23 protein-coding genes are annotated in these 23,851 nt (G+C 57.4%); 14 read left to right on the top strand and 9 right to left on the bottom strand.

Annotated features, from left to right (window positions below; translation table 11 throughout):
- Positions 1 to 23: 23 nt before the first annotated feature.
- Genes IFT84_RS08225 through IFT84_RS08215 form a run of 3 tightly spaced genes read right to left on the bottom strand, consistent with a single transcriptional unit; the run spans position 24 to position 5,082 of the window.
- Positions 24 to 1,265, bottom strand: a complete 1,242-nt coding sequence (locus IFT84_RS08225; protein WP_342212845.1) for a multidrug effflux MFS transporter — start codon at positions 1,263 to 1,265, stop codon at positions 24 to 26.
- On the bottom strand, positions 1,262 to 3,781 hold the full coding sequence (locus IFT84_RS08220) for a beta-glucosidase family protein (protein WP_206757398.1): 2,520 nt from the start codon (positions 3,779 to 3,781) through the stop codon (positions 1,262 to 1,264). Before IFT84_RS08220 ends, IFT84_RS08225 begins: the two co-directional genes overlap by 4 nt.
- The gene (locus IFT84_RS08215) at positions 3,781 to 5,082 is read right to left on the bottom strand and encodes an MFS transporter (protein WP_192118167.1); all 1,302 of its coding nucleotides are present in this window, start codon (positions 5,080 to 5,082) and stop codon (positions 3,781 to 3,783) included. Before IFT84_RS08215 ends, IFT84_RS08220 begins: the two co-directional genes overlap by 1 nt.
- 250 nt (positions 5,083 to 5,332) lie before the next feature.
- Between IFT84_RS08215 and IFT84_RS08210 the strand changes: the two genes are divergently transcribed.
- The 8 genes from IFT84_RS08210 to nadC all read left to right on the top strand — a co-directional run bounded on the left by IFT84_RS08210 (position 5,333) and on the right by nadC (position 12,381).
- The gene (locus IFT84_RS08210) at positions 5,333 to 5,935 is read left to right on the top strand and encodes a TetR family transcriptional regulator (RefSeq protein WP_192118166.1); all 603 of its coding nucleotides are present in this window, start codon (positions 5,333 to 5,335) and stop codon (positions 5,933 to 5,935) included.
- A gap of 83 nt (positions 5,936 to 6,018) precedes the next feature.
- The gene (locus IFT84_RS08205) at positions 6,019 to 6,489 is read left to right on the top strand and encodes a MarR family winged helix-turn-helix transcriptional regulator (RefSeq protein ID WP_192118165.1); all 471 of its coding nucleotides are present in this window, start codon (positions 6,019 to 6,021) and stop codon (positions 6,487 to 6,489) included.
- A 31-nt stretch (positions 6,490 to 6,520) separates the two neighbouring features.
- Positions 6,521 to 7,747, top strand: a complete 1,227-nt coding sequence (locus tag IFT84_RS08200) for an FAD-dependent monooxygenase (RefSeq protein ID WP_192118164.1) — start codon at positions 6,521 to 6,523, stop codon at positions 7,745 to 7,747.
- A 113-nt stretch (positions 7,748 to 7,860) separates the two neighbouring features.
- Complete coding sequence (locus tag IFT84_RS08195) at positions 7,861 to 8,418, top strand: VTT domain-containing protein (RefSeq protein ID WP_192118163.1); 558 nt, start codon at positions 7,861 to 7,863, stop codon at positions 8,416 to 8,418.
- A gap of 49 nt (positions 8,419 to 8,467) precedes the next feature.
- Complete coding sequence (locus IFT84_RS08190) at positions 8,468 to 8,836, top strand: YkvA family protein (protein WP_192118162.1); 369 nt, start codon at positions 8,468 to 8,470, stop codon at positions 8,834 to 8,836.
- Positions 8,837 to 8,932: 96 nt separating this feature from the next.
- On the top strand, positions 8,933 to 10,000 hold the full coding sequence (nadA, locus tag IFT84_RS08185; protein WP_192118161.1) for a quinolinate synthase NadA: 1,068 nt from the start codon (positions 8,933 to 8,935) through the stop codon (positions 9,998 to 10,000).
- 3 nt (positions 10,001 to 10,003) lie between these two features.
- Positions 10,004 to 11,524, top strand: a complete 1,521-nt coding sequence (locus tag IFT84_RS08180; protein ID WP_192118160.1) for an L-aspartate oxidase — start codon at positions 10,004 to 10,006, stop codon at positions 11,522 to 11,524.
- The gene (gene nadC, locus IFT84_RS08175) at positions 11,521 to 12,381 is read left to right on the top strand and encodes a carboxylating nicotinate-nucleotide diphosphorylase (protein ID WP_192118159.1); all 861 of its coding nucleotides are present in this window, start codon (positions 11,521 to 11,523) and stop codon (positions 12,379 to 12,381) included. The genes IFT84_RS08180 and nadC overlap by 4 nt, the downstream gene beginning before the upstream one ends.
- 14 nt (positions 12,382 to 12,395) lie before the next feature.
- Here nadC and IFT84_RS08170 read toward each other — a convergent pair whose 3' ends face one another.
- The 6 genes from IFT84_RS08170 to IFT84_RS08145 form a co-directional block, all read right to left on the bottom strand.
- On the bottom strand, positions 12,396 to 13,031 hold the full coding sequence (locus tag IFT84_RS08170) for a nucleoside/nucleotide kinase family protein (RefSeq protein ID WP_192118158.1): 636 nt from the start codon (positions 13,029 to 13,031) through the stop codon (positions 12,396 to 12,398).
- Positions 13,032 to 13,089: 58 nt separating this feature from the next.
- Positions 13,090 to 13,938: a sugar phosphate isomerase/epimerase family protein gene (locus IFT84_RS08165; RefSeq protein ID WP_192118157.1), complete on the bottom strand. Its 849-nt coding sequence runs from the start codon at positions 13,936 to 13,938 to the stop codon at positions 13,090 to 13,092.
- A 4-nt stretch (positions 13,939 to 13,942) separates the two neighbouring features.
- Complete coding sequence (locus tag IFT84_RS08160; protein ID WP_192118156.1) at positions 13,943 to 14,938, bottom strand: ABC transporter permease; 996 nt, start codon at positions 14,936 to 14,938, stop codon at positions 13,943 to 13,945.
- Positions 14,935 to 15,927, bottom strand: coding sequence for an ABC transporter permease (locus IFT84_RS08155; RefSeq protein ID WP_192118155.1), 993 nt, complete (start codon positions 15,925 to 15,927; stop codon positions 14,935 to 14,937). Before IFT84_RS08155 ends, IFT84_RS08160 begins: the two co-directional genes overlap by 4 nt.
- Positions 15,920 to 17,434: a sugar ABC transporter ATP-binding protein gene (locus IFT84_RS08150; protein ID WP_192118154.1), complete on the bottom strand. Its 1,515-nt coding sequence runs from the start codon at positions 17,432 to 17,434 to the stop codon at positions 15,920 to 15,922. Before IFT84_RS08150 ends, IFT84_RS08155 begins: the two co-directional genes overlap by 8 nt.
- 82 nt (positions 17,435 to 17,516) lie before the next feature.
- A complete protein-coding gene (locus IFT84_RS08145) occupies positions 17,517 to 18,506 on the bottom strand; it encodes an autoinducer 2 ABC transporter substrate-binding protein (RefSeq protein WP_192118153.1) in 990 nt (329 codons plus the stop codon).
- Between the two features lie 193 nt (positions 18,507 to 18,699).
- On the opposite strand from IFT84_RS08145, the gene IFT84_RS08140 reads away from it, so the two are divergent.
- The 6 genes from IFT84_RS08140 to IFT84_RS08115 all read left to right on the top strand — a co-directional run bounded on the left by IFT84_RS08140 (position 18,700) and on the right by IFT84_RS08115 (position 23,818).
- On the top strand, positions 18,700 to 19,770 hold the full coding sequence (locus IFT84_RS08140) for a substrate-binding domain-containing protein (protein WP_192118363.1): 1,071 nt from the start codon (positions 18,700 to 18,702) through the stop codon (positions 19,768 to 19,770).
- A gap of 167 nt (positions 19,771 to 19,937) precedes the next feature.
- Positions 19,938 to 20,366 carry an acetyl-CoA carboxylase biotin carboxyl carrier protein gene (locus IFT84_RS08135; protein WP_192118152.1) on the top strand — a complete coding sequence of 143 codons (429 nt, stop codon included), beginning with the start codon at positions 19,938 to 19,940 and terminating at the stop codon, positions 20,364 to 20,366.
- Complete coding sequence (gene accC, locus IFT84_RS08130) at positions 20,363 to 21,733, top strand: acetyl-CoA carboxylase biotin carboxylase subunit (protein WP_192118151.1); 1,371 nt, start codon at positions 20,363 to 20,365, stop codon at positions 21,731 to 21,733. The genes IFT84_RS08135 and accC overlap by 4 nt, the downstream gene beginning before the upstream one ends.
- Positions 21,730 to 22,125, top strand: coding sequence for an acetyl-CoA carboxylase (locus tag IFT84_RS08125; RefSeq protein WP_192118150.1), 396 nt, complete (start codon positions 21,730 to 21,732; stop codon positions 22,123 to 22,125). The genes accC and IFT84_RS08125 overlap by 4 nt, the downstream gene beginning before the upstream one ends.
- Positions 22,122 to 22,826, top strand: a complete 705-nt coding sequence (gene pxpB, locus IFT84_RS08120) for a 5-oxoprolinase subunit PxpB (protein WP_192118149.1) — start codon at positions 22,122 to 22,124, stop codon at positions 22,824 to 22,826. Before IFT84_RS08125 ends, pxpB begins: the two co-directional genes overlap by 4 nt.
- Positions 22,823 to 23,818 (top strand): 5-oxoprolinase subunit C family protein, encoded by a 996-nt coding sequence (locus tag IFT84_RS08115; protein ID WP_192118148.1) that lies wholly within the window; start codon positions 22,823 to 22,825, stop codon positions 23,816 to 23,818. Before pxpB ends, IFT84_RS08115 begins: the two co-directional genes overlap by 4 nt.
- Positions 23,819 to 23,851: the final 33 nt, after the last annotated feature.

Below are 23,851 nucleotides of genomic sequence, written 5' to 3'. Positions count from 1 at the left end.
GTCGACGCTTGGTGTCGCCGGGTTTAATGTCGATGCCGAGCCGTGATCAGAAACGAACACAGGCTGAAGGTCAGGCACCCAAGCCCGGAAACACAGATGACAACCGCAAGTGGCCCCGGCGTACCATTGGCAAGGAAGCCAATTGCAGCAGAACCGAAAATGCCGAAACCGTATTGAATTGCACCCGCAAGCGCCGACGCTGCACCTGCACGCTGTGGAAAATCCTGCATGGCCCCGGTCATGGAATTCGCCAGAATTAACCCGGAAAACGAGATGAACAAGAACAGCAGAACCACGAGCAACCAGAGCTGGCCGTAACCCAGAACCTCGATTGCAGCGGTGGCAATACCAATTGTTGCCGCGCCGGCTGCGCCGCAGAGCAACAGCGTCACGTGATTGAAATGCCGCAGCAATCGCCGGTTTATCGTGTTGGTCACGATGATACCGACCACGCCAAGAGCAAACAACACCCCGTAATGCTTCGGATCGACGCCGTAATATTGGATAAATGCAAATGGCGTTCCCGCCACGTAGGCGTAGACACCCAGATAAAAGAAGCCTGCGGAAATCGAGAAGCTCAAAAATTTGAAGTCTGATATAATCTGTCCGTACGAACGGAAGACAGCCGACAGGCTGCCGGACAAACGCTTGTCAGCCGGTAGCGTTTCCGGGACACTGAACAACGCAGCAATTGTGATTGCTCCAATGGCTGCCAGGACGAAGAATATCATCCGCCATCCGAAGTGCTCAAGGATATAGGCACCAAGGAAAGGGCCCAGCAATGGCGCAACCGCCATGACTGTCAGCAGGGTGGACAACATGCGCGCCGCTTCTGCGCCCGTGTAAACGTCGCGAACCATTGCGCGCGCAAGGACAACCCCGGAACAAGCACCGGCTGCCTGTACGATCCGCCACACCATGATCTGCGTCGGCGACGCAGACAGACCGCAACCGATTGATCCCACAACAAACAGCAAAATCCCAAGTGCAATTGGCAGTCTTCGTCCGAAGCGATCTCCCAACGGCCCCCAGAACAACTGACCGACGCTAAAGCCGATCAGAAATCCCGTGATCGTCAATTCCATCGTTCCGGTATCTGCCTGCAATTCTTTGCCCATAACGGGCATTGCAGGCAGATAGAGATCGGTCGATATCGACGCAAAACCCATCAGGGTCGCCAGCAGCGCCAGAAAGCGAAATTTCAGTGCGTTACCGGAAATCTGTGTTTCCACCGTCCGCCCCATGCTTTGGTCCGAGCCGGTCACGACGTCTGCCGCCTTTTTTCTTTGGCCACAGCAACCTCGGCAGCGGCAGTATCGGAAAGACGGATGGTCTGAGCCATGCTCAAATCATTAACGCAGAATCCGGCTCGAATGGTGAATTCCCCGTCCTCAAGCATCCACCCGTTATCCCAATGCGCAAAGCGGCGCGTTTCGATGGACAGGCGCGTGATAATTGCGTGCTGCGCGTTGGCATATATCTTTTTGACGCCCACGAGCCACCGCACCGGGCGGTCGACCACAGTATCTTTCTTTTCCGCAAAGATCTGAATGACTTGCGTACCGGACCGCTGCCCCGTGTTGGCGACACAGACACACACCTCAACAGCGCTGTCATCCTGCCTCGCCACGCGCAGGTCGCGCAGTTCCCAGGTCGTGTAACCCAGACCGAAACCGAACGGATAGGCCGGGGTTTTTCCCGCGCGCAACCAGCTTCGATAGCCAATGTGAATGCCTTCGCTGTATGTCAGCATCCCGTCGGTGGGAACAACCTCGCTGACGGGGGTTTCCTCCAGCGTGCTCGGCCACGTTGTCGGCAAGCGTCCTCCGGGCTCGGCTTCACCTGTCAGAATATCGCCGATGGCTCTGCCGAACTCCTGTCCGCCAAACCACGATATCAGCAAGGCCTTGACGTCGTGCCGCCATGGCATCTCGACCGGTGCACCCGCATTGACGATAACAATGGTATTGGGGTTCGCCGCCACAACGGCACGGACCAACGCATCCTGATGTCCCGGCAGTTTCAGCAGAGCGCGGTCTCTGCCCTCCGCCTCATGTCGAAAATTGGTGCCGACCACGACGACTGCCACCTCGCAGGCACGCGCAGTCTCGACTGCCTCCGCCAACAAAGCGTCATGGTCCTGCGGCATCTGAACGTAGCCGAGCGTGATACCGATTGCGCTGGTAAAATGGCCTCTGGAAGACTGTAGGTCGAATTCCACCTCAATGATATTCGAGGCCTCCAGATCCACTGTTGCGGTCTCAAGCGGCGGGAAAGCGAACGATGCGCCCAGTTGCCGGTCGCCTTTTGTCGGAGCGCAGTCGAAGACTGTTTGTCCGTTGACGGTGAAACGGGTGTTCAGCGTCGTGCCGACGCCCATTTCCATACGGGCAAATGCTGGCGCTTGCAGGTTGGTGCGCAAGACGAGTTTGCGGGCCGTATCAAGCGGCGCGTCACCATTCATCCAGACCAAACGAGCCGCAAACCTGTCATCCTGTTGGAGAATGTTGTTGTCTTCGTCGTAGAAGGTGGCGATCAGCCCCCGCTCACCGGTCCGGGGATTAACCAGCCATTCCACAGGAAACGGTATCAGCCCCTCATTGATGTTGTAACCCTGGCTGTATTGCACCGCTGCATCCGCGAACGATGTTTTTATGCCTTCGAGCGGACTGACGACCCGGTTGGGCAACACTGTCGCGCTGCCGCCGCCCTGGAACCGTCCTTCGACCGCATTTTGCCCGATTACCGCAATGCTTTTGACGTCGGCGGGGGAGAGCGGCAACATGCTTTCGTTTTTCAGCAGCACCATGCCGGACACCGCAAACGTTTTGCTGAGATCCCGGTTGGTCGAGTCCCGATCAATATCGGTTTCGCCTGAAACCGTGGACGTCCGTTTGGCGGTGCCAAAGGCTCCGACACGCGCGGCCAGACGAAGCAGACGGATGACTTTCCTGTCCAGATCAGCCTCGCGAATCTCGCCGTCGCGCACCGCTTGCGACAGGTTGGCCCATGCCGGCGCGGGTCCGGGCATCGCCAGATCCTGACCCGCAGAGGCGGATTTCAGGCTGCGCACACCGGTCCAGTCGGACACAATCGCACCGTCGAAACCCCATTCGTGATCGAGAGGCGCGGTCAGCAGGTCGTGTTCGGACATGGTCACGCCGTTGACACTGTTATAGGCGCTCATCAAGGCCCATGCACCGGCCTTCACAGCGGACTCGAACGGGATCAGGTACAGTTCCCGCAGGGTTTTTTCGCAGACCCGAACATCGACCGTATATCGTTCTGTTTCTGAATCATTGGCGATGTAGTGCTTGGGTGTCGCGGCGATGCCTTGCTCCTGCACCCCTTTGACATAGGCCGCTGCCATGTCGGCCGTCAGCCACGGGTCTTCACTGAGGCATTCGAAATGGCGCCCGCCACGGGGTGAGCGATGCAGATTGATCGTTGGGCCAAGCACGACATCAACGCCCTTGCGCACCGCTTCCTGCGCACATACCGCGCCATACTGGTAAGCCAGTTCAACATCGAACGAAGCAGCCATGGCCGAGCCGCAGGGCAGGCTGAGGGAGGGTGAGCGCTCGTCCCAGCGCTCGCCCCGCACACCCGATGGTCCATCCGAGAAGACGATGCGGCGCAGTCCGATCCTCTCGATTGGGGTGGTAGACCAGAAATCGGCTCCCCGGACGAGCGCAACCTTCTCTTCCAGCGACAGGACAGCGAGCGCTTGTAGAATGTCTTCTTCGATCCCGCCTGTTGTGTTCATAGGTTCTACCGACATCAACGTACCTTTTTGATTGGAATGACTGCCAACGCGCCGCCGATCCCGATGATCCCGGCAACCACAAGCAGGAAGGTGTAGTTCTTTGCGCCGTCGGCACCCACGGCCAGCAACGTCGCGCCGATTGCCGGAGCGGCAGCCTGCGGGAAAGCCTTTGCGATATTGAAGATGCCGAGATCCTTGCCGGGGTTTTTCTGGTCCGGAAGCACATCCATCACCAGCGCAAGGTCAACACCCATATAAACACCGTAGGAGAGACCGAGAAGCGCCTCAACGATGTAGAACGTTTGTGCATCATGAACGAAGGCGAGCAGGACTGTTCCGATAGCAAAGACAACAGCGGAAAAGCCGACAAAGACCTTTCGTTTTCCGGTTTTGTCAGAAAGTTTGCCGGCTATCAAAGCCGATGGCATGAGCGCCAGCGTGTAGCAGAGGACGCCGGTGCTGACGATGAGCGCAGCTTCGGCAACCGGAAGCATCAGGCGATCCTGAATGAAGAACAACCGGTAGGTCACGAACAAATACATCGCAATCTCGATCAGGCAGCGAGACAGCCATGCGTAGCTAAAGTCGGGAAACAGCCGTGGGTTCACGTAGAATGTCTGAAGGATTTCCTTCCATGACAAGCGCGGCGGCGGAACCGACATCCGCTGATCGGGAAGAACGATGCAATACAGCAGCATAGCAACCACTGCGATGAGCGCCATCGGCACGAACAGCAGCCACATGTTGGCAACAAAAGCCTTTGCGATGTAGACGCCGCCCATCACGCCAAGGCTGGGAGAAAGCCCCATCAGGGACGTCACCAGACCTCTTTGGGACTTTGGAACGCGATCCGCTGCGCTGGCATAAAACGGAGCAATGACCATATTTGCACCGGCTTGGGTCAACGCCCATGCAAGGGCCATCGCAATCGTGGTGGGCGCTGCAGCAACCCCTGCCAGACCGCACAACATGGTGATCGTGCCGCCAATGATCCATGGCCGTCTGCGGCCAAAGCGTCCCGTGGTTCTATCCGACAGGCGACCGAAAATGACATTGGAAAATACCGCCGACAAGGCACCCAGTGTCGCGACCAGTGCGAGCGCGGTGGTCTTCTGGTCCGCTGGCACAAGAGTTTGCACCTTGACGCTGATGCCGATGATGGCCGGCCCAAGCAGTGAAATGAAAAACAGTGTCTGAGCGCAAAACAGCACAGCTATGAACAGCCAGCTCACGCGCTTTTCCAGCATTAACGGCTCGGACGTTATGCCCGGACTATCTGTTACGTCCCGCTCCAATGACCCACTCAAAGATGTCATGGTGACCCTCCTCCCAAAGGTTGCTGATGGGCAGCTGACGGCAAAATCAGACTGCCTTCCGAATTTTGATTCGGATATAATTTTTTAGTAAAATAGATGATTCAAAATTTCAAGGTGGCGGGGAGATAATTTGCTTCTAGGACCGCAGACTTGCGATTATAACAACGACGTGTGGACGTTGATCGTGGCAGGACGCGGATTGTCGAGACATTCTCGACGTAAAATGATGTGAAGGATTAGACAGGAAAAGGTGACTGAAAAAACACGAAAAGTTCGCGGTCCGTATGCCAAATCAGCAGAAACGCGCGAATCCATTATGCTTGCAGCCTACGAGATATTTGGAGAGGTTGGCTATCACGGCGCAACATTGAAGGCGATTACGGATAGAGTTGGTGTCGCGCAGCCACTGATATTTCGTTACTTCAAAAGCAAGGATGAATTGCTTCTCTCTATTCTGGAACGCCGAGACGCAAAGGCTGTTAACATATCGCCACTCGATACAAACTTTCCGTTGGAATCCATGAGGGCGCTTTGTCTTCTCATGAAATTCAATCATGAAAACCGACTGGATGTTGTTCTTCACAGTATGATGGCGGGCGAGGCGATTGATCCCAAACATCCCGGCCATGATTTTTTCGTGCGCCGCTATGCCTTTCTTCTGGACCGGTTGACCGAGCTTTTGTCTGGTTGCCAGGCCAAGGGTCTGCTCAACCCCGGCTGGACGCCAGCCCATGCGGCGCGAATTATCACCGCAGCCATGGATGGGCTTCAAACCCAATGGTTGATCGATCCGAATGAAGATCTGTCCGGCGAATTTCAAGCTTTGATGGAGATCATCGTCAAGTTGTCTTAACAGGGGTGCGCCTACCGGCTTCATCCTGAACGATCCGAGCCTCGGGGACTGGCAACCCGGCCGGGGATGGCCTAGAAAGACCTATGCCCGATAACGACGATCACATTCATCCGGAAGCGGCGGTTGCCCCTGGTTATCTTGCCAACCACGCCGCACGGGTGTTCAACCGGCTGGTGGATACTGCTTTGCGCCCGCATGGTCTTTCCCTGTCGCTGATTGGGCCAGTCATGCTTCTTTCCTGGAAAGGGCCGATGCTCCAGCGCGACCTCGTCCGATCGTCTGCCGTGAAGCAACCGGCCATGGTCGCATTGCTCGACAAGCTTGAGGCCATGCTGCTGATCAGCCGTACGCCATCCTCAACCGACCGCCGGGCTGCGATGGTGGAACTGACAGAAAAAGGATTGGAAGCCGCAGTCTTCGGACGTCAGGCACTTCTTGCCGCAAACGCGCAGGGTCTGGAAGGGTTTTCGCCTGACGAGGCAAAGTCGATTGTGCATCTGTTTCAGCGGCTCATCGACAATCTGGAGCGACAGGACGGAACAAATATATCATGAGTGATGTTCTTTGCAAAAGGAGATCGTTCATATGTCCCGTCGCATTCTCATTACCGGTGCCAGCGTCGCCGGAAATACAGCCGCGTGGTGGCTTGGCCGGTATGGCTTTGACGTAACAGTCGTCGAGCGCGCCCCGGAATTTCGAGAGGGTGGTCAGAATATCGATATCAGAGGCGTCGGGCGGGAGGTGCTCCGGCGTATGGGATTGGAGCAGACGGCACTGGACCTCGGTACGGGAGAAGAGGGCACCGTCTGGATCGACGAACACGGTCAGGCTGTCGCCAGATTCATCACGGACGAACTCGGCGGCGATGGCCCGACAGCAGAAATGGAAATTCTGCGCGGTGATCTCGCGCGTCTTCTGTATGAACCGGCCCGCAAACGCGCCACCTACCGCTTCGGCGATCAAATTCAGACGATTGAAGACGGCGATGGGTCTGCTGCCGTCACATTCGCCAGCGGGAAAACCGAATACTTTGATTCGGTGATTGTTGCGGAAGGCGTAGGCTCGGCAACCAGGGAGATGGTGTTTCGCGGCGAGAATGATCCTCGCTGGATGGACCTTACCATCGGATATTTCACCATACCGCGACAGGCTGACGATGACCGGATGTGGCGCTGGTACAATGCCACCGACGGGCGCAGCATATCGCTCCGGCCCGACAGGCAGGGAACCACGCGTGCCATGCTGTCGATCCGCCAACCACCCGCCGGTGAGCAGGACTGGACCGTTGACAAGCAGAAAGCCTACCTTCACGAACGGTTTGCCGATGCTGGCTGGGAGGCGCCAAGGGTGCTGGCCGCAATGGATGACACCGACGATTTCTACTTCGATGTGCTGCGACAGGTGCGCTTGAAACGGTGGTCAAACGGCCGCGTGGTTTTGACCGGCGATGCCGCCTGGTGTGCAACGCCGCTCGCGGGCATTGGTGCCACCCTCGCTGTGACTGGTGGCTATGTGCTGGCCAGCGAGTTGAAACGCAGTGCTGATTGCGCGGAGGCTTTCGCCTCTTATGAGCGCGCAATGCGACCCATGGTGAGGAAAGGACAAGGTATCCCGAAACTGGCACCTCGCCTCATGAATCCCCAAACCCGGCTTGGCATTCATCTGCTCCATGGTGCTCTCAAGATGGCAGCACAGCCAAGCGTTCGCAGTGTTTTTACCAAAGTGTTTGCCAGTGAACCCGTTGGTCCTGATTTGACGCGATACGATGTGTTGATTGGCGACCGGGGCTCGGCTGGTGTGGGACGACGCTAACTCTCTGTTTGCCGAAGTGTGCGCTACAAGACCCGCACCCGCCCTTGTTCTAGCAGGTTGACTTCCCGCGCGTGCTGATCACACCTAGTCCTTTCTTATCGAGAGGATAAAACGTGGCCATCGAAACGCTGATTGCACAATACGGCTTGTTCGCCATACTTTTGGGCGCGGCGGTGGAGGGGGAAACGGTGGTGTTCATTGGCGGCGTGCTGGCGCATCGTGGCTTGTTGTCATTCACCGGCGTCGCAATCGCCGCGTCTATCGGCTCGTTTGTGGCGGACCAAATTTTCTTTTTGATCGGGCGCTATGCGCGTGGCAGTGCGCGGGTTCAGGCTGCCATGGCACGCCCGATCTTCGTTCGGGTCACCGGCCTGCTGGAACAATATCCAACAGCGTTTATTCTCGCGTTTCGATTTATCTATGGCATGCGCACCATCAGCCCCATCGCCATCGGTGTGTCGCAGGTGCCTACGGGCAAGTTCGTGGTGCTGAATGCTGTTGCTGCAGCCATATGGGGGCCGCTGATTGCGGGTGTCGGCTATGTGTTCGGAACAACCATCCAAAGAATTATGAGCCAGCTACCGATTGATCCCCATGCCGCAATCTTCGTCATTGTGGTCTTGATCATTGCCGGTTTTGTGGCTTTCCATGTGGCTTACAGGCGGCATTGATTAGAAGACACTTATGGGATAAGCAATGCTATCATAACGGGTGTCCACTATGCTGAAAACCCTCAAGCGCTGGGCAAAAACCATCAAACGCGACGTGATTGCGCTTTGGCTGGCGGCACGCGACCAGCGAACATCGCTTGCCGCCAAGCTGGTGGCGGGTGCAGTGGCAGCCTATGCGCTGTCACCCATTGATCTCATACCGGATTTCATTCCGGCGCTTGGGCTTGTCGATGATATGATCCTCGTGCCGCTCGGCATACTCTTGGCCGTGCGACTGATCCCTGCCGCGCTGATCGAAGAGCTTCGCCGTGTGGCAACTGAACGCGGGGAGCGCCCCGTCAGCCGCGTGGCAATGGTGGTGATTGTCGCCATCTGGCTGCTTGCGGCGGCGTTTGCAGTGCTGATGTATTATAGATAATTTAAACTTCATATAAAATATGAGTTGCGCCTTGCAGAACTTCCCGCTACGTTTGATTTAGTTATACTCATTCTGAGCAATACAGGAGCGCTGGACATGGTCGGTTACGCAGTTGCAAGACGCGAGGTTTTTCAGACCGCGCAGCAGCGGTACGGGCGTTTACCCATGCCAGACCTGACGGTAACACCCACGATTTTGAAGGAAACAATGCCCCTCTATGAGCGGGTCAAACACTTCATTCCGCCGATGGAGTGGGCAGTGTATGCGCCTTATGTCCATGCCATCAACCGCATCAAAAAAGAGCGCAACGCGGTTATCCTTGCGCACAATTACCAGAGCCCCGATATCTTTCACTGTGTCGCCGATATTGTCGGCGATAGCCTGCAACTGGCGCGGGATGCAACCAAGGTGGATGCCGAAATCATCATCCAGTGCGGTGTCCATTTCATGGCTGAAACGTCCAAGCTGTTGAACCCGGAAAAGACCGTGTTGATACCCGATGGTGAAGCGGGCTGCTCGCTGTCGGAATCCATCACGGGCGCGGATGTGCGGATGCTGAAAAGCCGCTTTCCCGGCGTACCGGTTGTGACCTACGTCAACACATCCGCCGATGTGAAGGCGGAAACGGATATCTGCTGCACCTCATCCAACGTGGTTTCCATCGTGGAAAGTCTGGAAAGTGATACGGTGCTGTGCATTCCCGATGAATATCTGGCGCTGAATGTTGCCAAGCAGACGAAAAAGAAAATCCTGACATGGAAGGGCCGCTGCGAGGTGCATGAGCGGTTTACGCCGGAGGAACTGCTGGCCTACAAGGAAGCTGATCCCAATATCCAGATTATCGGCCACCCGGAATGCCACCCGGATGTGATTGCCGTGTGTGATTTTTCCGGCTCTACGGCAGGCATGATCAACTATGTGAAAACCGAGCGTCCGCCAAAGGTGCTGCTGGTCACGGAGTGCTCCATGGCCTCCAATATCGAGGCGGAAACGCCGGGCGTGGAATTCGTCAAGCCATGCAATCTGTGTCCACATATGAAGCGCATTACCCTGCCGAAAATTCTGACCAGCCTGCTGGATATGACGGAGGAAGTGCTGGTGGACCCCGCAATCGCCGATCGTGCACGGCTGGCGGTGGAACGCATGATCGAATTGAGTCGGTAGACAATGGCAAGCGACGACACCATCATCATCGGGGCAGGGCTGGCGGGTCTGTTCTGCGCACTGAAACTGGCGCCGCGGCCGGTGACGCTGATGACAGCGGCACCGCTTGGCACCGGGGCGTCATCGGTCTGGGCACAGGGCGGCATAGCGGCGGCTATCGGGCCGGGTGATACGGTGGAAAAGCATCTGGCCGACACGCTGGCGGCCGGTGCGGGGCTGGTGGATGCCGATATGGCCGCTGGCATGATCGGCGAGGCAGCGGCGCGAATTGAGGATCTGCTGGGTTACGGCGTTCCGTTTGACAGAGATCTAGCGGGCGCGCTGGTGCTGTCACGCGAGGCGGCGCACGGCGAGCGGCGCATTGTGCGGGTAGGGGGAGACCGCGCGGGCCATGCGATTATGCAGGCGCTGATCGCTGCGGTGTCAAGAACGCCCAGCATCCGCGTGCTGGATGGACTGACAGCCGAGACGCTTTTGCTGGATGTTGGGCGCGTGAACGGTGTTGTGGCGCAAGGTCGACAGGGCGAACGCTTGGTTTTTGGCGCGCGGGCGGTTGTGTTGTGCTGCGGGGGTGCGGGGCATCTCTACCGTATCACGACCAATCCGGCGCAGTCCTGCGGGCGGGGTCTGGGCATGGCCGCACGCGCCGGGGCGGTGATTGCGGACCCGGAGTTTGTACAGTTTCATCCCACCGCCATCGACCTTGCGGGTGATCCTGCTCCACTGGCAACCGAAGCGCTTCGTGGCGAGGGGGCTTGCCTGGTGGACAGCGATGGCCATGCCTTTATGGCGTCGCATCATGCGGATGGTGATCTGGCACCGCGCGATATCGTGGCGCGGGCGGTGTTTGCGCAGGTGCAGGCTGGGCGGGGCGCCTATCTCGATTGCAGACAGGCTGTGGGCGCAGCGTTTGCTGCGCGCTTTCCAACCGTGTATGCCGCCTGCCTGAAGGGCGGACTCGACCCGGCGGCGCAGCCTATTCCAGTGGTGCCTGCGGCGCATTACCATATGGGCGGCGTGCTGACAGATGCTGCAGGGCGCACTTCGCTTTCCGGCCTGTGGGCGGCGGGCGAGGTGGCCTGTACCGGAGTCCACGGTGCCAACCGGCTGGCGTCCAACTCGCTGCTGGAGGCGGTGGTGTTTTCCGCGCGGGTGGCGCAGGACATTGATGGGCGGTCCGCTGGCGCGGTCGGTGCGCCAAAAATGGTGCCGCAGATCACGCCCGCCGGCGGTGATCTTGCTGTCCTGCGCAAGATCATGAGTGAGCATGTAGGCGTCATTCGCACCGAAGATGGATTGAAAGCGGCCTTGCGCGCTATCGCTGGAATGGAGCAGGCTAGCCCGCACTCCAACGCGCTGACTGCGGCAAAGCTGATGGCGGTGGGCGCATACCTGCGCACCGAAAGCCGTGGCGCGCAGTATCGTGAAGATTATCCCGAAACTTCGCCGGCATGGGCAGAGCGCACGCGTTTGACGCTGGAACAAGCAGATGCCGTACTGGCAGAGATGATGGAGAGCGCGTGATGACGTTGAAACCGACACTGCCGCATTTGCTGGTGGAAGAGCAGGTGCGGGCAGCACTTCTGGAGGATTTGGGCCGTCGCGGTGACATCACCACCGCTGCTACCATTCCGGCACACGCGCAGGCGGAGGCTGTTCTGGTGTCGCACGGGCCCGGAACAATTGCAGGGATAGAGGTTGCAAGAACCGCCTTCCGGCTGATGGACCCGGACATGGCATTCGAGGTTCTGATTGAGGATGGGCAGGTGGTGACGGCCGATACCGTGCTGGCACGGCTGACGGGTGCGGCAGGCGCGATGCTTTCAGCGGAGCGTGTCGCACTCAATATGCTCATGCATCTCTCCGGCGTTGCGACGGCCACGGCCCAATTTGCGGCGGAAATTGCCCATACCCATGCCCGTATCTGCTGCACGCGAAAGACGTTTCCGGGCCTTCGGCTGTTGCAGAAATACGCAGTCAAGGTGGGTGGCGGCTCCAACCATCGGTTCGGGCTGGATGACGCCCTCCTGATCAAGGACAACCATATCGCCGTTGTCGGCGGCGTCGCTGCCGCCATCCACGCCGCCCGTGCCGCTGCTGGCCATATGGTCATGCTGGAGGTGGAGGCAGATACGCTGGAACAGGTGCGCGAGGCGGTCGAATGTGCGCCGGACGTTATCCTGCTCGATAATATGCGTTTGGACATGCTGCGTCAGGCGGTGGCGCTGGTCAATGGCCGGTGCCGTCTGGAGGCTTCCGGCAATGTGGACCTTACAACTGTGCGCGCCATTGCGGAAACCGGCGTCGACTACATCTCCACCTCCCGCATCACCATGGCCGCGATGCCGCTGGATATGGGGTTGGATATCGCTATCGGATAATCGCGTTTGCGTTATCAGTTCCGGATGACAAACATCGGTTCAACACTCTCGTTGATGACGACCTGCCCGTTGGGCAGATCGTTGTCGTTCAACTTGCAGTCAATCTCATCCGGCGAGAGACCGTAGTGTCGCCATCGCTCAAGCAGACGTTGGCGCAGGTCCATCGGCTGGGTCTCGATCATCGCCGTTACAGCAAAAGCATCAGGAATTGCGTGCCAGCCCGGACGATTGAGAAGCAGATAGTTGCCTTCAACAATGACGATTCCAGTTTCGCGCGGGATCAACCGAGCACCAGCCCGCGCAATTTCAATCGATCTGTCAAAAACCGGAACCGCGATGGTTGGCTCATCATTGCGGTGCAGACGGTTGAGCATGTGTCGAAGTCCGCCGGTATCGAAGGTTTCGGGCGCGCCTTTGCGCGGTAACAAGGACAGAGCGCTCAGAACCTGATCATCGTAATGATAACCATCCATCGGCAGCACAGCAGCGAGAGACGAATGGATCCTGTTGGTGCCATCGGCCAGTTTATCGGCCAAGGTTGACTTGCCGCTGCCAGGTGGACCGGCAATGCCCACCAGCAGGCGCTGACCTTTGAAACGAGACAGCACGTCTTGTGCCAGTTGATCCAGCGTCACGACAATGGAACTCATGCTCACCTTCCCGGTTGACTGGGACTCCGCCGATGGGTCAAAGGCCGCGCCGACAGTTTCAAATCAAGCCATACTGCCGGGCTTTGTTGCGCAGGAATGGCAGACCATTGCCCATAACCTCTTCCTCGTCCCGGGCGACTGGTCGCCAAACGGAAAGACCGTATGCCAGTTCGGGCGGCATGTTGATGAAGCTTTCCATAGCCAGCCCGCCCTTGAAGCCGATTGCGGCCAGAGTTGCAAAAATCTCGTCCCAGTCACAGGTGCCGTAGCCCGGTGTTCCCCTGTCGCTTTCCGACAAATGAATGTATTTGATGTGATCCCGTGCGGCCAGAATGCCGTTGGCCGCACCTTTTTCCTCGATGTTCATGTGGTAGGTATCGAGGTGAACGAAGACGTTGTCTGCTCCAACACGCTCGATCATGTCCACGGCTTGCTGGCCTGTATTGATCAGATGGTTTTCATAACGGTTGACGGCTTCCACGCCGAGTTCCAGCCCCCGTGATCTTGCGTGTTTGGCTGCGGCCTGTAGCACGCGCGCAACATTGTCGTATTCAGCCTCGGTAGGGGGAACGCCGGTTCGCTCACCAATGCCGCCGTAGATCACGCCCGACAACGCTTCGCCCCCAAGATCGGCCGTCTTGTCGATGGCAAGGGCAAGATAGTCGATGGCGACGTCCGGACGCACCGACGCCCAGGCGCGTTCCGGCAGGCCGAGAGAGCAAACCGCGCGAAGATTGTTTTTCTCCAGAAGAGACCGGGTGTGAGCCGTGTCGATCGCCGGTGGGTTGAGCATGGGAATTTCAATGAAATCAACGCTGTATTTTACAGCCGCCGCGACCGCCCGTTCTGCTCCTTCCCGGTCCCAGTTCATGGTCCACATGCTGGTATGTACGCCAAAACCTTCCATTGTCTTATCCTTTTGATGTGTTGATAGATTTGTATTGAGAGGCGACCCAACGCAGGATCATGATGCCGACCAGCAGCAGACCCCAGACGGCGGTGGCCAGATGCTGGTTCGCGCCCAAAAGGTTCAGCCCTGATGACAGAAGCTGAAGGACCACTAGGGCCACGAAGACCGGCAGGACCCGCCCAAACCCGCCAAATGGATTGATGCCGCCCAAGAAGCAGGCCAGAACGGTAATAAGCAGATAAGACTCGCCATGCCCAACCCGCACGGAATTGAAACGCGCGAGCATGATGATACCTGCGACCGCGCTCATGGCGCCCGACAGGGTGTAAACGAGGATGATAACCTTTCGGGTATTGATGCCCGAGTAGCGTACCGCCTCGATATTGGAGCCAACCATATAGGTGTTGAAGCCCAGCTTGGTGCGCATCAGCAGAAAATGCCAGAGCGCAACGCACGCGATCAACAGGATCAGTGGAACAGGAATTCCAAGAAGTGAACCATGCCCCAGCGGACGAATAAAATCGGGGAAACCGGAGATATCCCCACCCCGTGTCAGAAATTCACCGAGGCCACGGATGAAAATCATCATCGACAGCGAGACTAAAATAGGATGTGCCCGCGTGTAGGCCAGAACAAGACCCATGACCAAGCCTGTCGCTGCGCCCGCGCCGATGGCAAGTATGCATCCCAGAACCATGGCTGCCGGGCCTGCGTCCAGACCGCCTTGAGATTTCAGGGCCCATGCCAGTGTCAGCCCGGCAAAATTGGCGGTGAAAGTAATCGCCAGATTGAGTCCCCCTGTCAGTAGCGGGAAAAGCATGGCGAGGGTCAGCAATCCAAGCTCCGGAAGCTGAAAAGCAACGGAACCGAACGTCGCCTGGCTGAAAAACTGCGGTGATGAGAGACCAAAAATCACAAGCACGGCCAGAAGCGCAAGCAGGGGCCCCGCCAGTTCCCGACCCAAACGGTTTTGAAACAGTTCAACAAATCTGGTCATTTGCCACGCCCCTCCCTGCGCATCATCCGCTCCAGCGGTGCGTTGGATAGTGTGATTGCAATCAGAATAATGGCGCCGATAATCATCTTGAAAGCGAACGGTGAAACACCCATCAGGTTGAGACCATTTTGCGTGATGGAAATCAGCAAAACGCCCAGAACGCAGCCAAGCACCGAGCCTTTGCCCCCGCCAAGGCGTGCACCGCCCAAAACAACCGCCGCCAGCACATCCAACTCGCGCCCGTAGAGCGCGTTCGGCACCACTTCCTGCGCGTAATGCGCTTGCATCAATCCACCGATCCCGGACATCAGGCCAAGCCATCCGAAGGCAATAAACTGCATGGCGTGGACATTGATACCAAACCGCCTTGCCCCTTCGGGATTATCCCCGAACGCATAAAGCTGGCGTCCCACCGTGGTGTGCGTGATGAATGCCCATGTTGCCACGACGCACACCAGCATCACCAGAACAGGCAGCGTGATCTCAATCCAGCTTCCGTCGGTTAACTGATGTTCAAACAGCACCACGCGGGTCGTGAGCCACTCCGGCAAATCGTAGATCGATACGCCCTTCGTAAAGAACATCAACAGACCGAAATAGATATTGAAGGTAGCGATCGTGACCACGATCGAAATGATGCGAAAGCGCTCGATGAGAAACGCGTTCAACATCCCCAGCGCAATGCCCAGCGCGCCGGCGATCATCAAGCCGGAAACCCAGCCGCCCCCGCCAAGGGTACCGAGTGCCAGAACACTCACATATTGAACAACGGAAGCACCGACGGCAAAGGAGATATCAATCCCACCCGCAATCAGGACGACCAGCAGCCCTACGGCAAAAATAATATTGACCGAGCTGATGTTGAGTAGGTCGAAACCGTTGCCAAATGAAAAGAAGTTGTCCGTGGAGAAAGATAGAAAGATCGAAATGATCAGGATCACGCCGAAAAGCGCGCTTTCTGTTCCATGGGTACGAATGAACCTACGCATAGACGGCAGCCTCTATATCCTGAAGTGTACATGAGCGCGGATCGAATGTGCCGACGATTTGGCCTTGAGCCATATGCAAGACCCGGTCAGCGTTGAAATAGACTTCCGGCACCTCGTCCGAGATGAGGATGATTGCGAGACCGGCGTCCGCCAGTTTTGCGACAATGTCGAAAATACCCGCCCGCGCGCCAACATCGACGCCAACCGTCGGCGCGTCGAGAATGAGCAGTTTTGGGTCCGTTGCCAGCCATTTTGCGATGGCAACACGTTGCTGGTTCCCACCCGATAGCGTTGAAATCGCGTCACCTTGTTGGCCGATCTTCACACCCAGTTCGGCGATCCAGCCTGCCACCAGTTGCTGTTTTCTACTATCGGACAAAACGCCATTCTTCTGGATTTTGTGCAGGGATGAAATCACCAGATTATCGGCAATAGACTGCGGCTGGATCAGCCCGAGCGACAATCGATCCTCGGACAGATACGCTATTCCGGCATCGATGGCGGCGCGGTTGGACTGAAATTGAACGCTGTGACCATTCAGCGTTATCGCACCTGAATCAGGCTTCGACATGCCAAAAAGCGTCAAGGCCAGTTCGGTACGGCCTGCCCCTAGCAGTCCGATAATACCAAGCGTCTCGCCTTCGCGCACCGTAAACGATACGCTATCAAATTCGCCCCGGCGGGTCAGCCCGTCCACTTTGAGCACCTTTGAACCGGTGGTGCGATCAGCAGCGCGCACATGATTGTCAAAGGTCTTTCCGGTCATCAGTTCCGTGATGCGAGATTGCGTCATTCCGGCGGTGGGGTATACGCCCACCAGTCCACCATCGCGCAGAACAGTCAGGCGACTGGATATATCCAACACTTCGGCGAGCCGGTGGCTGACGAAGACAACGGCCACACCTCTGCCGGATAGGGTTCGGACGATGTTCAGCAAGTGGTCGGTTTCCGACTGCGTGAGCGACGCCGTCGGCTCATCCATGAAAACAACTTTTGCTTCGCCGACCAGCGCCCGTGCGATGGCTACGATCTGCCGTTGGGCAATCGGGAATGATTTCAAGGGTGCGTCCACATCCAGCAGCACACCCAGACGATCCAGCGCCTGTATTGCCAGTTCACGCATATGGCGATAGTTGACCAGGCGGGGCCAGCGCCCCAGAACCGTTTGGAACGCGATATTCTCAGCAACTGTCATTTCCGGGAACAACGCGAGATCCTGCCAGATGACCTGAATGCCCTTGGACTGCGCCACAACCGGCGACATATGGTCGTAACTCTGTCCGTCGAAACTGATGCTGGCACCTCCGGCGGGCTGATAGACCCCAGTAATGATCTTGATCAGCGTGCTTTTGCCGGAGCCGTTTTCACCGGCAAGGCAATGGACCTCGCCCGGCAGCACGTCGAACGAAACATTCTTCAGTGCCTGCACACCACCAAAACTGATGTTGATATTTTGTAGCGACAGCAAGGGTCGCACGCTGTCCAGCGTGTGGTCGGTCAGGGCCATGGATATCCCGCCAGTCTGTGGAAGAGGAGGTAGATCGGGCCTAAGTCACGGACACCGATCTACCGCGAGAAGACAGTAAGGCTTACAGCCCAAGCGCGGCGAGGTCCGCGACGGTGTCTTTGTTGATGGATACCAGCTGATCAACGATAATGTTGCGGTTTTCAAAGTCCGGGCGGATGACGCCCAAGCCTTCGACCTCCTCGCCATCCTTCGGTTGTTCGCCCTTCATCAGCTTGTCCGCCAATGTGACGAACACCTCTCCAGCCTGTTTTGGATTCCACATGAAACCGCCGGAAATAGCATCCGCTTTCACCAGCTTCTGGCCCTGCCCGGGCGAAAATGGTCCGAGTACGAAAATCTCACCGACCTTGCGGCGTTCCTGCACTGCGCGGCCTGCGCCAATCGGTCCCTGACTGCCGAAAGCAAGAAATCCTTTCAGGCCTGGATTGGCTGAGATCAGATCCAGTGCGGTTGAGCGGCTTTTGTCAACATCCTCCGCAACGCCGTATCGGTCGCCCACAAGCTTCATGTCGGGGTGGTTTTTCTGAATGTAGGCAATTGCTGCGTCGGCCCACGCATTATGAAGGGGGACAGTGAGTGAGCCAACAAAGACTGCATATTCCCCCTTGCCGCCCATCTTTTCAGCCAGCAGTTTCCCGTGGGCCTCGCCAAATCCGGTTGCGGACGCCAGTTCGAAATCCCAATCTGCACCTTTCTGATTGGGTGACTCATGGGTGATCACGATGATGCCGTTGTCGCGAGCCTTGGTGAGTACTGGCTCAAGCACTTTGGAATCGTTGGGAACGACACCGATAACCTTTACGCCCTGCGCGATTAAATCCTCGATGGCACGCACTTGGAGCGCGGGGTCGGCACTTGTCGGGCCAATCATCGTAGCATCGACTCCAAGCTTTTTGCCCTGTTCGAGAATGCCAGCCTCCATGGCGTTGAACCATGGAATGCCGCCAATCTTGACCACAACGCCAACCTTGCCCTTCTCCTGCGCATAAAGCACAGTTGCCGTCGCCAGCGACAGCGATGCTGCAAGTGCAGCCACTAGAAACTTTTTCATGATTCTCCTCCCATGCCCGCGGGCAATCTAGCCCCGCAGGTATCCAACTCCCTCCTGTCTCCATCCCCGGAACAGGAACCCAGCTGCACAATCGATATTTCAAGACTGCACAATCGATGGTGCAATGAATATTACCGAGTTCTATTCTATCGTCAAGCCTAATTTTTCGATATGGGAAGCGACGGAGATGACAATGGCAAATGACAGCAAGAAAAAAGCAACAATTTACGATCTATCCGTTCTCTCAGGCATTTCAGCCTCGACCGTCAGCGCGGTTTTGAACGGCACATGGCGAAAGCGACGGATCAAGGAAAGCACGGCCAGCCTCATCCGTGCATTGGCGGAGGAACACAACTATACCGCCAACCGGCAGGCGCAGGGACTTCGCAGTTCCCGCTCGGGTCTTGTGGGCCTGATGTTGCCTGTCTACGACAACCGTTATTTCTCATCGATGGCGCAAACATTTGAAGCGTATGTGCGCGAGCGCGGCCAGTGCCCTATTGTGGTGAGTACCACCCGCGATCCAGATGAAGAGCGGCGCACCGCAGAAACGCTCATCTCCTACTCTATAGATCAGTTGTTCATCTGCGGGGCCACTGATCCGGATGGGGTTCATGACGTGTGCAAGGCTGCTGGTCTGCGACACATCAATATCGATCTTCCGGGCACGAAGGCTCATTCTGTCATTAGTGACAATTATGAGGGCAGCCGTGTATTGACCAAAGCGATTATCGAGCAGTTTCCAGCTGATAATCCACTGTCAGCAGACGACCTGTGCCTGTTCGGTGGCCGCAACGACCACGCCAGCCGCGAGCGCATTCGAGGTTTCAGGGACATCAAACTTGAATTGCTCGGCGGAAGTCTGGACGACGCTGTTCAACCCACCGGGTATTCGCCAGAGACTGCACGACTGGCCTACGAGCGCTTTTTCAACAAAACGGGGCGCCTTCCACGCGCAATGTTCATCAATTCTTCAATCAACTTCGAGGGCCTTTTGCGCTTTATGGCGGGTTATCCCCATGAGGTCTTCGCCGATATTGTTGTTGGTTGTTATGATTATGATCCGTTTGGCTCGTTTCTACCGTTTCCGGTGCTCATGATGCGTCAGGATGTGGAAGGAATTGTACGTACCGCCTTTGAACTGATTGATAATGCCGCGGGTAAGCCTGAAATCCACATGCTACCGTCCCGACTGGTTTTGCCGCGCACCGCTCTTGAGGGACCGTTGGATAAGCTTCGCGATGTTTTGTTAGGAAACGTTTAATGGACTTACTGAACGCATCAGAAACCTGCCGGTAACGAGCGCCTTTCATCCAGTCCATCAAAACTTCGTCTGACCCCATTATCCCATTTGCTATGGTAGCACGGGGTCCTGTGAGCGTCGCCCATTGATCAGTCAGATACAGCTCACACAGCCGTGTGGACCGTGGAATGGATCTGTCGAAAATAAAAACACTCATTGATTTCGTCGGCAGATCGCAAGTCACCGAATTGGCGGTTTCCGAGAACGAAACGACCGTTCGTATCTTTCGAAACAGACCCGGCAGAGCTGCCTTCCCCGATATCGGTGTTGGTGGCCAGAACTTATCAGAGGTTCGGCAAACGGAAGCGGCGAAGCCGCAAGCGGGCCTTGTTGTAACTGCGCCCGTCTTCGGCATTCTTCATACCTCTCCAGCCCCCGGTGATCCGCCCTTCGTTGCGGCAGGCGATCATGTGGTGGAGGGGCAGACCCTGTTTATCATCGAGGCCATGAAAGTCTTCAATACGGTCACGTCGCCATGCGCCGGGCGAATTCTTCGCCTGACCGATGTCAACGGCTCGGACGTGGCTGCCGGGGACATGCTGGCGGAGATTGAATGATGCAAACGACGCGAAATTTGCAAACGGTGCTTATTGCCAATCGCGGGGAAATTGCGCTTCGGATCATGCGAGCGTGCCGGAACATGGGCCTCAAAACAGTCGTCGTATGCTCGCAAGCAGACCGGGACGCCGCCTATGTCAAAAGTGCGGACCAGTCTGTGTGTATTGGACCGGCCGCTGCGTCGAAAAGTTATCTGAACCAGGACGCGATCCTGCTGGCAGCACGGCTGACCGGAGCCGATGCCATCCATCCCGGCTATGGCTTTTTATCCGAGAGAGCCGGGTTTTCAGCGGCCACTGAAGACGCGGGGCTCATTTTCATCGGGCCGGATGCCACGTCCATCGCCACGATGGGGGACAAAATCGCTGCCAAAAGCGCCATGGTGGCCGCGGGCGTTCCTTGCGTGCCCGGGCCAGACTGCGAACTGCCGGGCGAGGTTGATCAAATCCGGCAGATCGCCTCAAAAATCGGTTATCCCGTGATCATCAAGGCAGCAGGCGGCGGTGGAGGCCGCGGTATGCGTGTGGTGCCCGATGAGGCGAGCCTTATAGAGGCAGTCGCGCTGACGCGTGAGGAGGCGCGCAAAGCTTTTGGTTCGCCTGCACTTTATATGGAGAAATTTCTCCAGCATCCGCGTCACATCGAAATTCAGGTTCTGTGTGATATTCATGGCAATGCCGTGTGGCTCGGGCATCGCGATTGCTCCATGCAGCGCCGCCACCAGAAGGTTGTTGAGGAAGCGCCAGCGCCCGGCATCTCCAGTTCCTTGATTGCGCCGGTGGGCGCAGCCTGCGTTCAGGCCTGCCGCCAGATCGGCTATCGGGGTGTCGGAACGTTCGAATTCCTGTTTGAGGACGGTGCCTTTTATTTCATCGAGATGAACACGCGACTGCAGGTCGAGCATCCGGTGACGGAAATGACCAGTGGTGTCGATATCGTGTGCCAGCAAATTGGTATTGCGCGGGGAGATGTCTTACCGATGGCGCAGGACGCTATTGTCTGCGAGGGCCATTCGATGGAATGCCGCATCAACGCGGAAGATCCTTTGACCTTCATGCCGTCGGCCGGGGTGATTACGGCTCTGGAGTTGCCCAGCGGCCCCGGGGTGCGCGTCGATACGCATATTGAGGTCGGCTACAAGGTATCGCCCTATTACGACTCTCTGATTGCCAAGTTGATTGTACACGGACCGGACCGAAGAGAGGCGATGGCCCGCATGCGCAGGGCGCTTGCAGGTTTCGAGGTTGAGGGGGTGGCGACCACCATTCCGCTGCTGCGTGACCTGTTCCAGGACGAGGCCTTTGCAGACGGCGAGACCGATATTCACTACCTCGAAACATGGCTGAAAAACCGGAGTGCGGCATGAGCAAGATGGATCTCAGCGCGCCGGCCACGATAGAAACACTGACCGCCGCACTGGAAGCGGCTGGTGTCGATGGTCTGGAGATCACCCGACCCGGCCAGAGCCTGCGGATCGTCATAAGTGGGACTGCGCCTGCCCACACCGTGTCTGTGTCAGATACGTTTCAAGCTAAAATTGTAAAAGCACCCATGGCTGGGCAGTTCCTGTGCGATCTACCCGCCGTGCCGGGCTGCCAGACACGCAAACGTCCCGCCGACACCCTCGGATTTCTGCGGGTCGGCCCGATGCTGTTGCCGGTCAAGACCGAAACGGCTGCCTGCGTTCACCGGTACCTTGTGGACCATGAAACGATTGTCGGTTTCGGCGATCCGATAGCGGAGATCACCTCACAATGATGAATGTCTTGGTTGGCAAGACCGATACACCGCTGGTGATGCTGGACCGCAATGGAGCGCGGGTTGCGCCGATTGGCTCCAAAGCCTTTCTGCTGGAAACGACAGGGGAATTTGACCTCGCCGCGCAGCGCCGTATCTGGGCCTTGTCGCACACTATCGCAGCGTGGGAGGACAAGGCGGAAATCGTGCCTGGCATGACCAATCTGCTGATTGTGTTGCGCCACACGCCGGAGGACCCGGAAGCGGTGGTCCGGCGACTGCTGGATGCCTGGGATCGGGCTGAGCCCATCGATATTGTGGGTAGAACAATTGAAATCGCCGTACAATATGGCGGTGAACACGCAACCGATCTGGCGGCGCTGTGTAACTATTCCGGCCTTTCGGACCGGGACGTGGTGCGCATCCATTCCGAAGGTATCTACCGGGTTTTTGCTTTGGGAAGCGCACCGGGGTTTGGCTATTTGCACGGCCTTGACCAGCGCATTTACATGCCACGCAAGACCGTGCCCTCGCTTCATATGGCACGAGGCTGCGTAACGATTGGCGGCATGCAGACCGGAATTGCTGTTCTGACCGGGCCGAATGGTTGGAACTCGATTGGTTTTGCTGAACTGCAGATGTTTGATCCGCTGTCGGACACTCCAGCCATCATGGCACCGGGTGATACCGTGCGTTTCGTTGCCGCGAGCGTAGACCTATGATCGAGATTACCCGAACCAGCCCCTTCAACACGGTTCAGGATTTGGGACGCCCCGGGTTTCGCCATATCGGCGTAACCGCAAGTGGTGCCATGGACCCGTTTGCACTGAAACTCGGCAATGCTTTGCTGGGCAACGATGGCGGTTCGGCGGCCATCGAGGTTCAAACTTTTCCCTTTCAGCTTCGGTTCTCGGCCTCCACGGCCTTTGTCATTACCGGTGTGGACTGCGAAGCCACGCTGGATGGACAGACGGTTTTGCCGTGGTGCGCCGCAACCGCTGACGCAGGACAGGTGCTGGACACTGCACACCCGCGCCACGGGGCAAGAGCCTATGTCTGCCTGGCAGGTGGCGTGGATGTTGCCGCCGTGATGGGCTCGTGCAGCACATCCTTGCGCGGTGGCTTCGGCGGCAATGGGGGCCGCTTTCTTGCCGTTGGGGATCGGCTTGCGCTTGGGCTGGCGAACCGGGCCGGGGATATTCCCCCGTGCGGTCTTGCCATGGTTGAACCGGCGGTGATGCTGGCGGATGTCTTTCCGGTCGCACCGGATGGAGCGCTGTTGGTGCGCGCTATTCCAGCCGGTGAGCACGGTCTTTTTGGCGCAGATGCTGAACGGTTCTGGAATCAGACGTGGAAACTTTCACCGCAGAGCGACCGCACCGGTTACCGTCTGAGTGGTGAACCGATCAGGCCGGTGACGCCCGTTGAAATGCGCTCTCACGGTATCGTGCCCGGTGTTGTGCAGGTGCCACCCGCCGGTCAGCCGATCATCCAGATGGCTGATGCCAATACCGCAGGCGGCTATCCAAAAATTGCCGGTGTCATTGAACCCGATCTGTGGCGGCTGGGGCAGGCACGCATTGGTAGCACGATACGCTTCGTTCAATCCTCGCACGCAGAGGCAGTGGCGATTGAGAAGGCGATGAATGGTTTCGTCGAAGACGTCCGCAGAACGTCGGGAATGGTCAAGCGTGCCTTGATGGCCCTGGCCTGACAGCAAGCGAAACGTGCAGACAATGCCTGAGAG

Origin of the sequence: Rhizobium sp. CFBP 8762, from assembly GCF_014841565.1 — a bacterium.
GTDB lineage: Bacteria > Pseudomonadota > Alphaproteobacteria > Rhizobiales > Rhizobiaceae > CFBP-8762.
The sequence above is the reverse complement of the archived record's forward strand: the minus strand, read 5'-3'. Positions and strand labels throughout refer to the sequence as shown.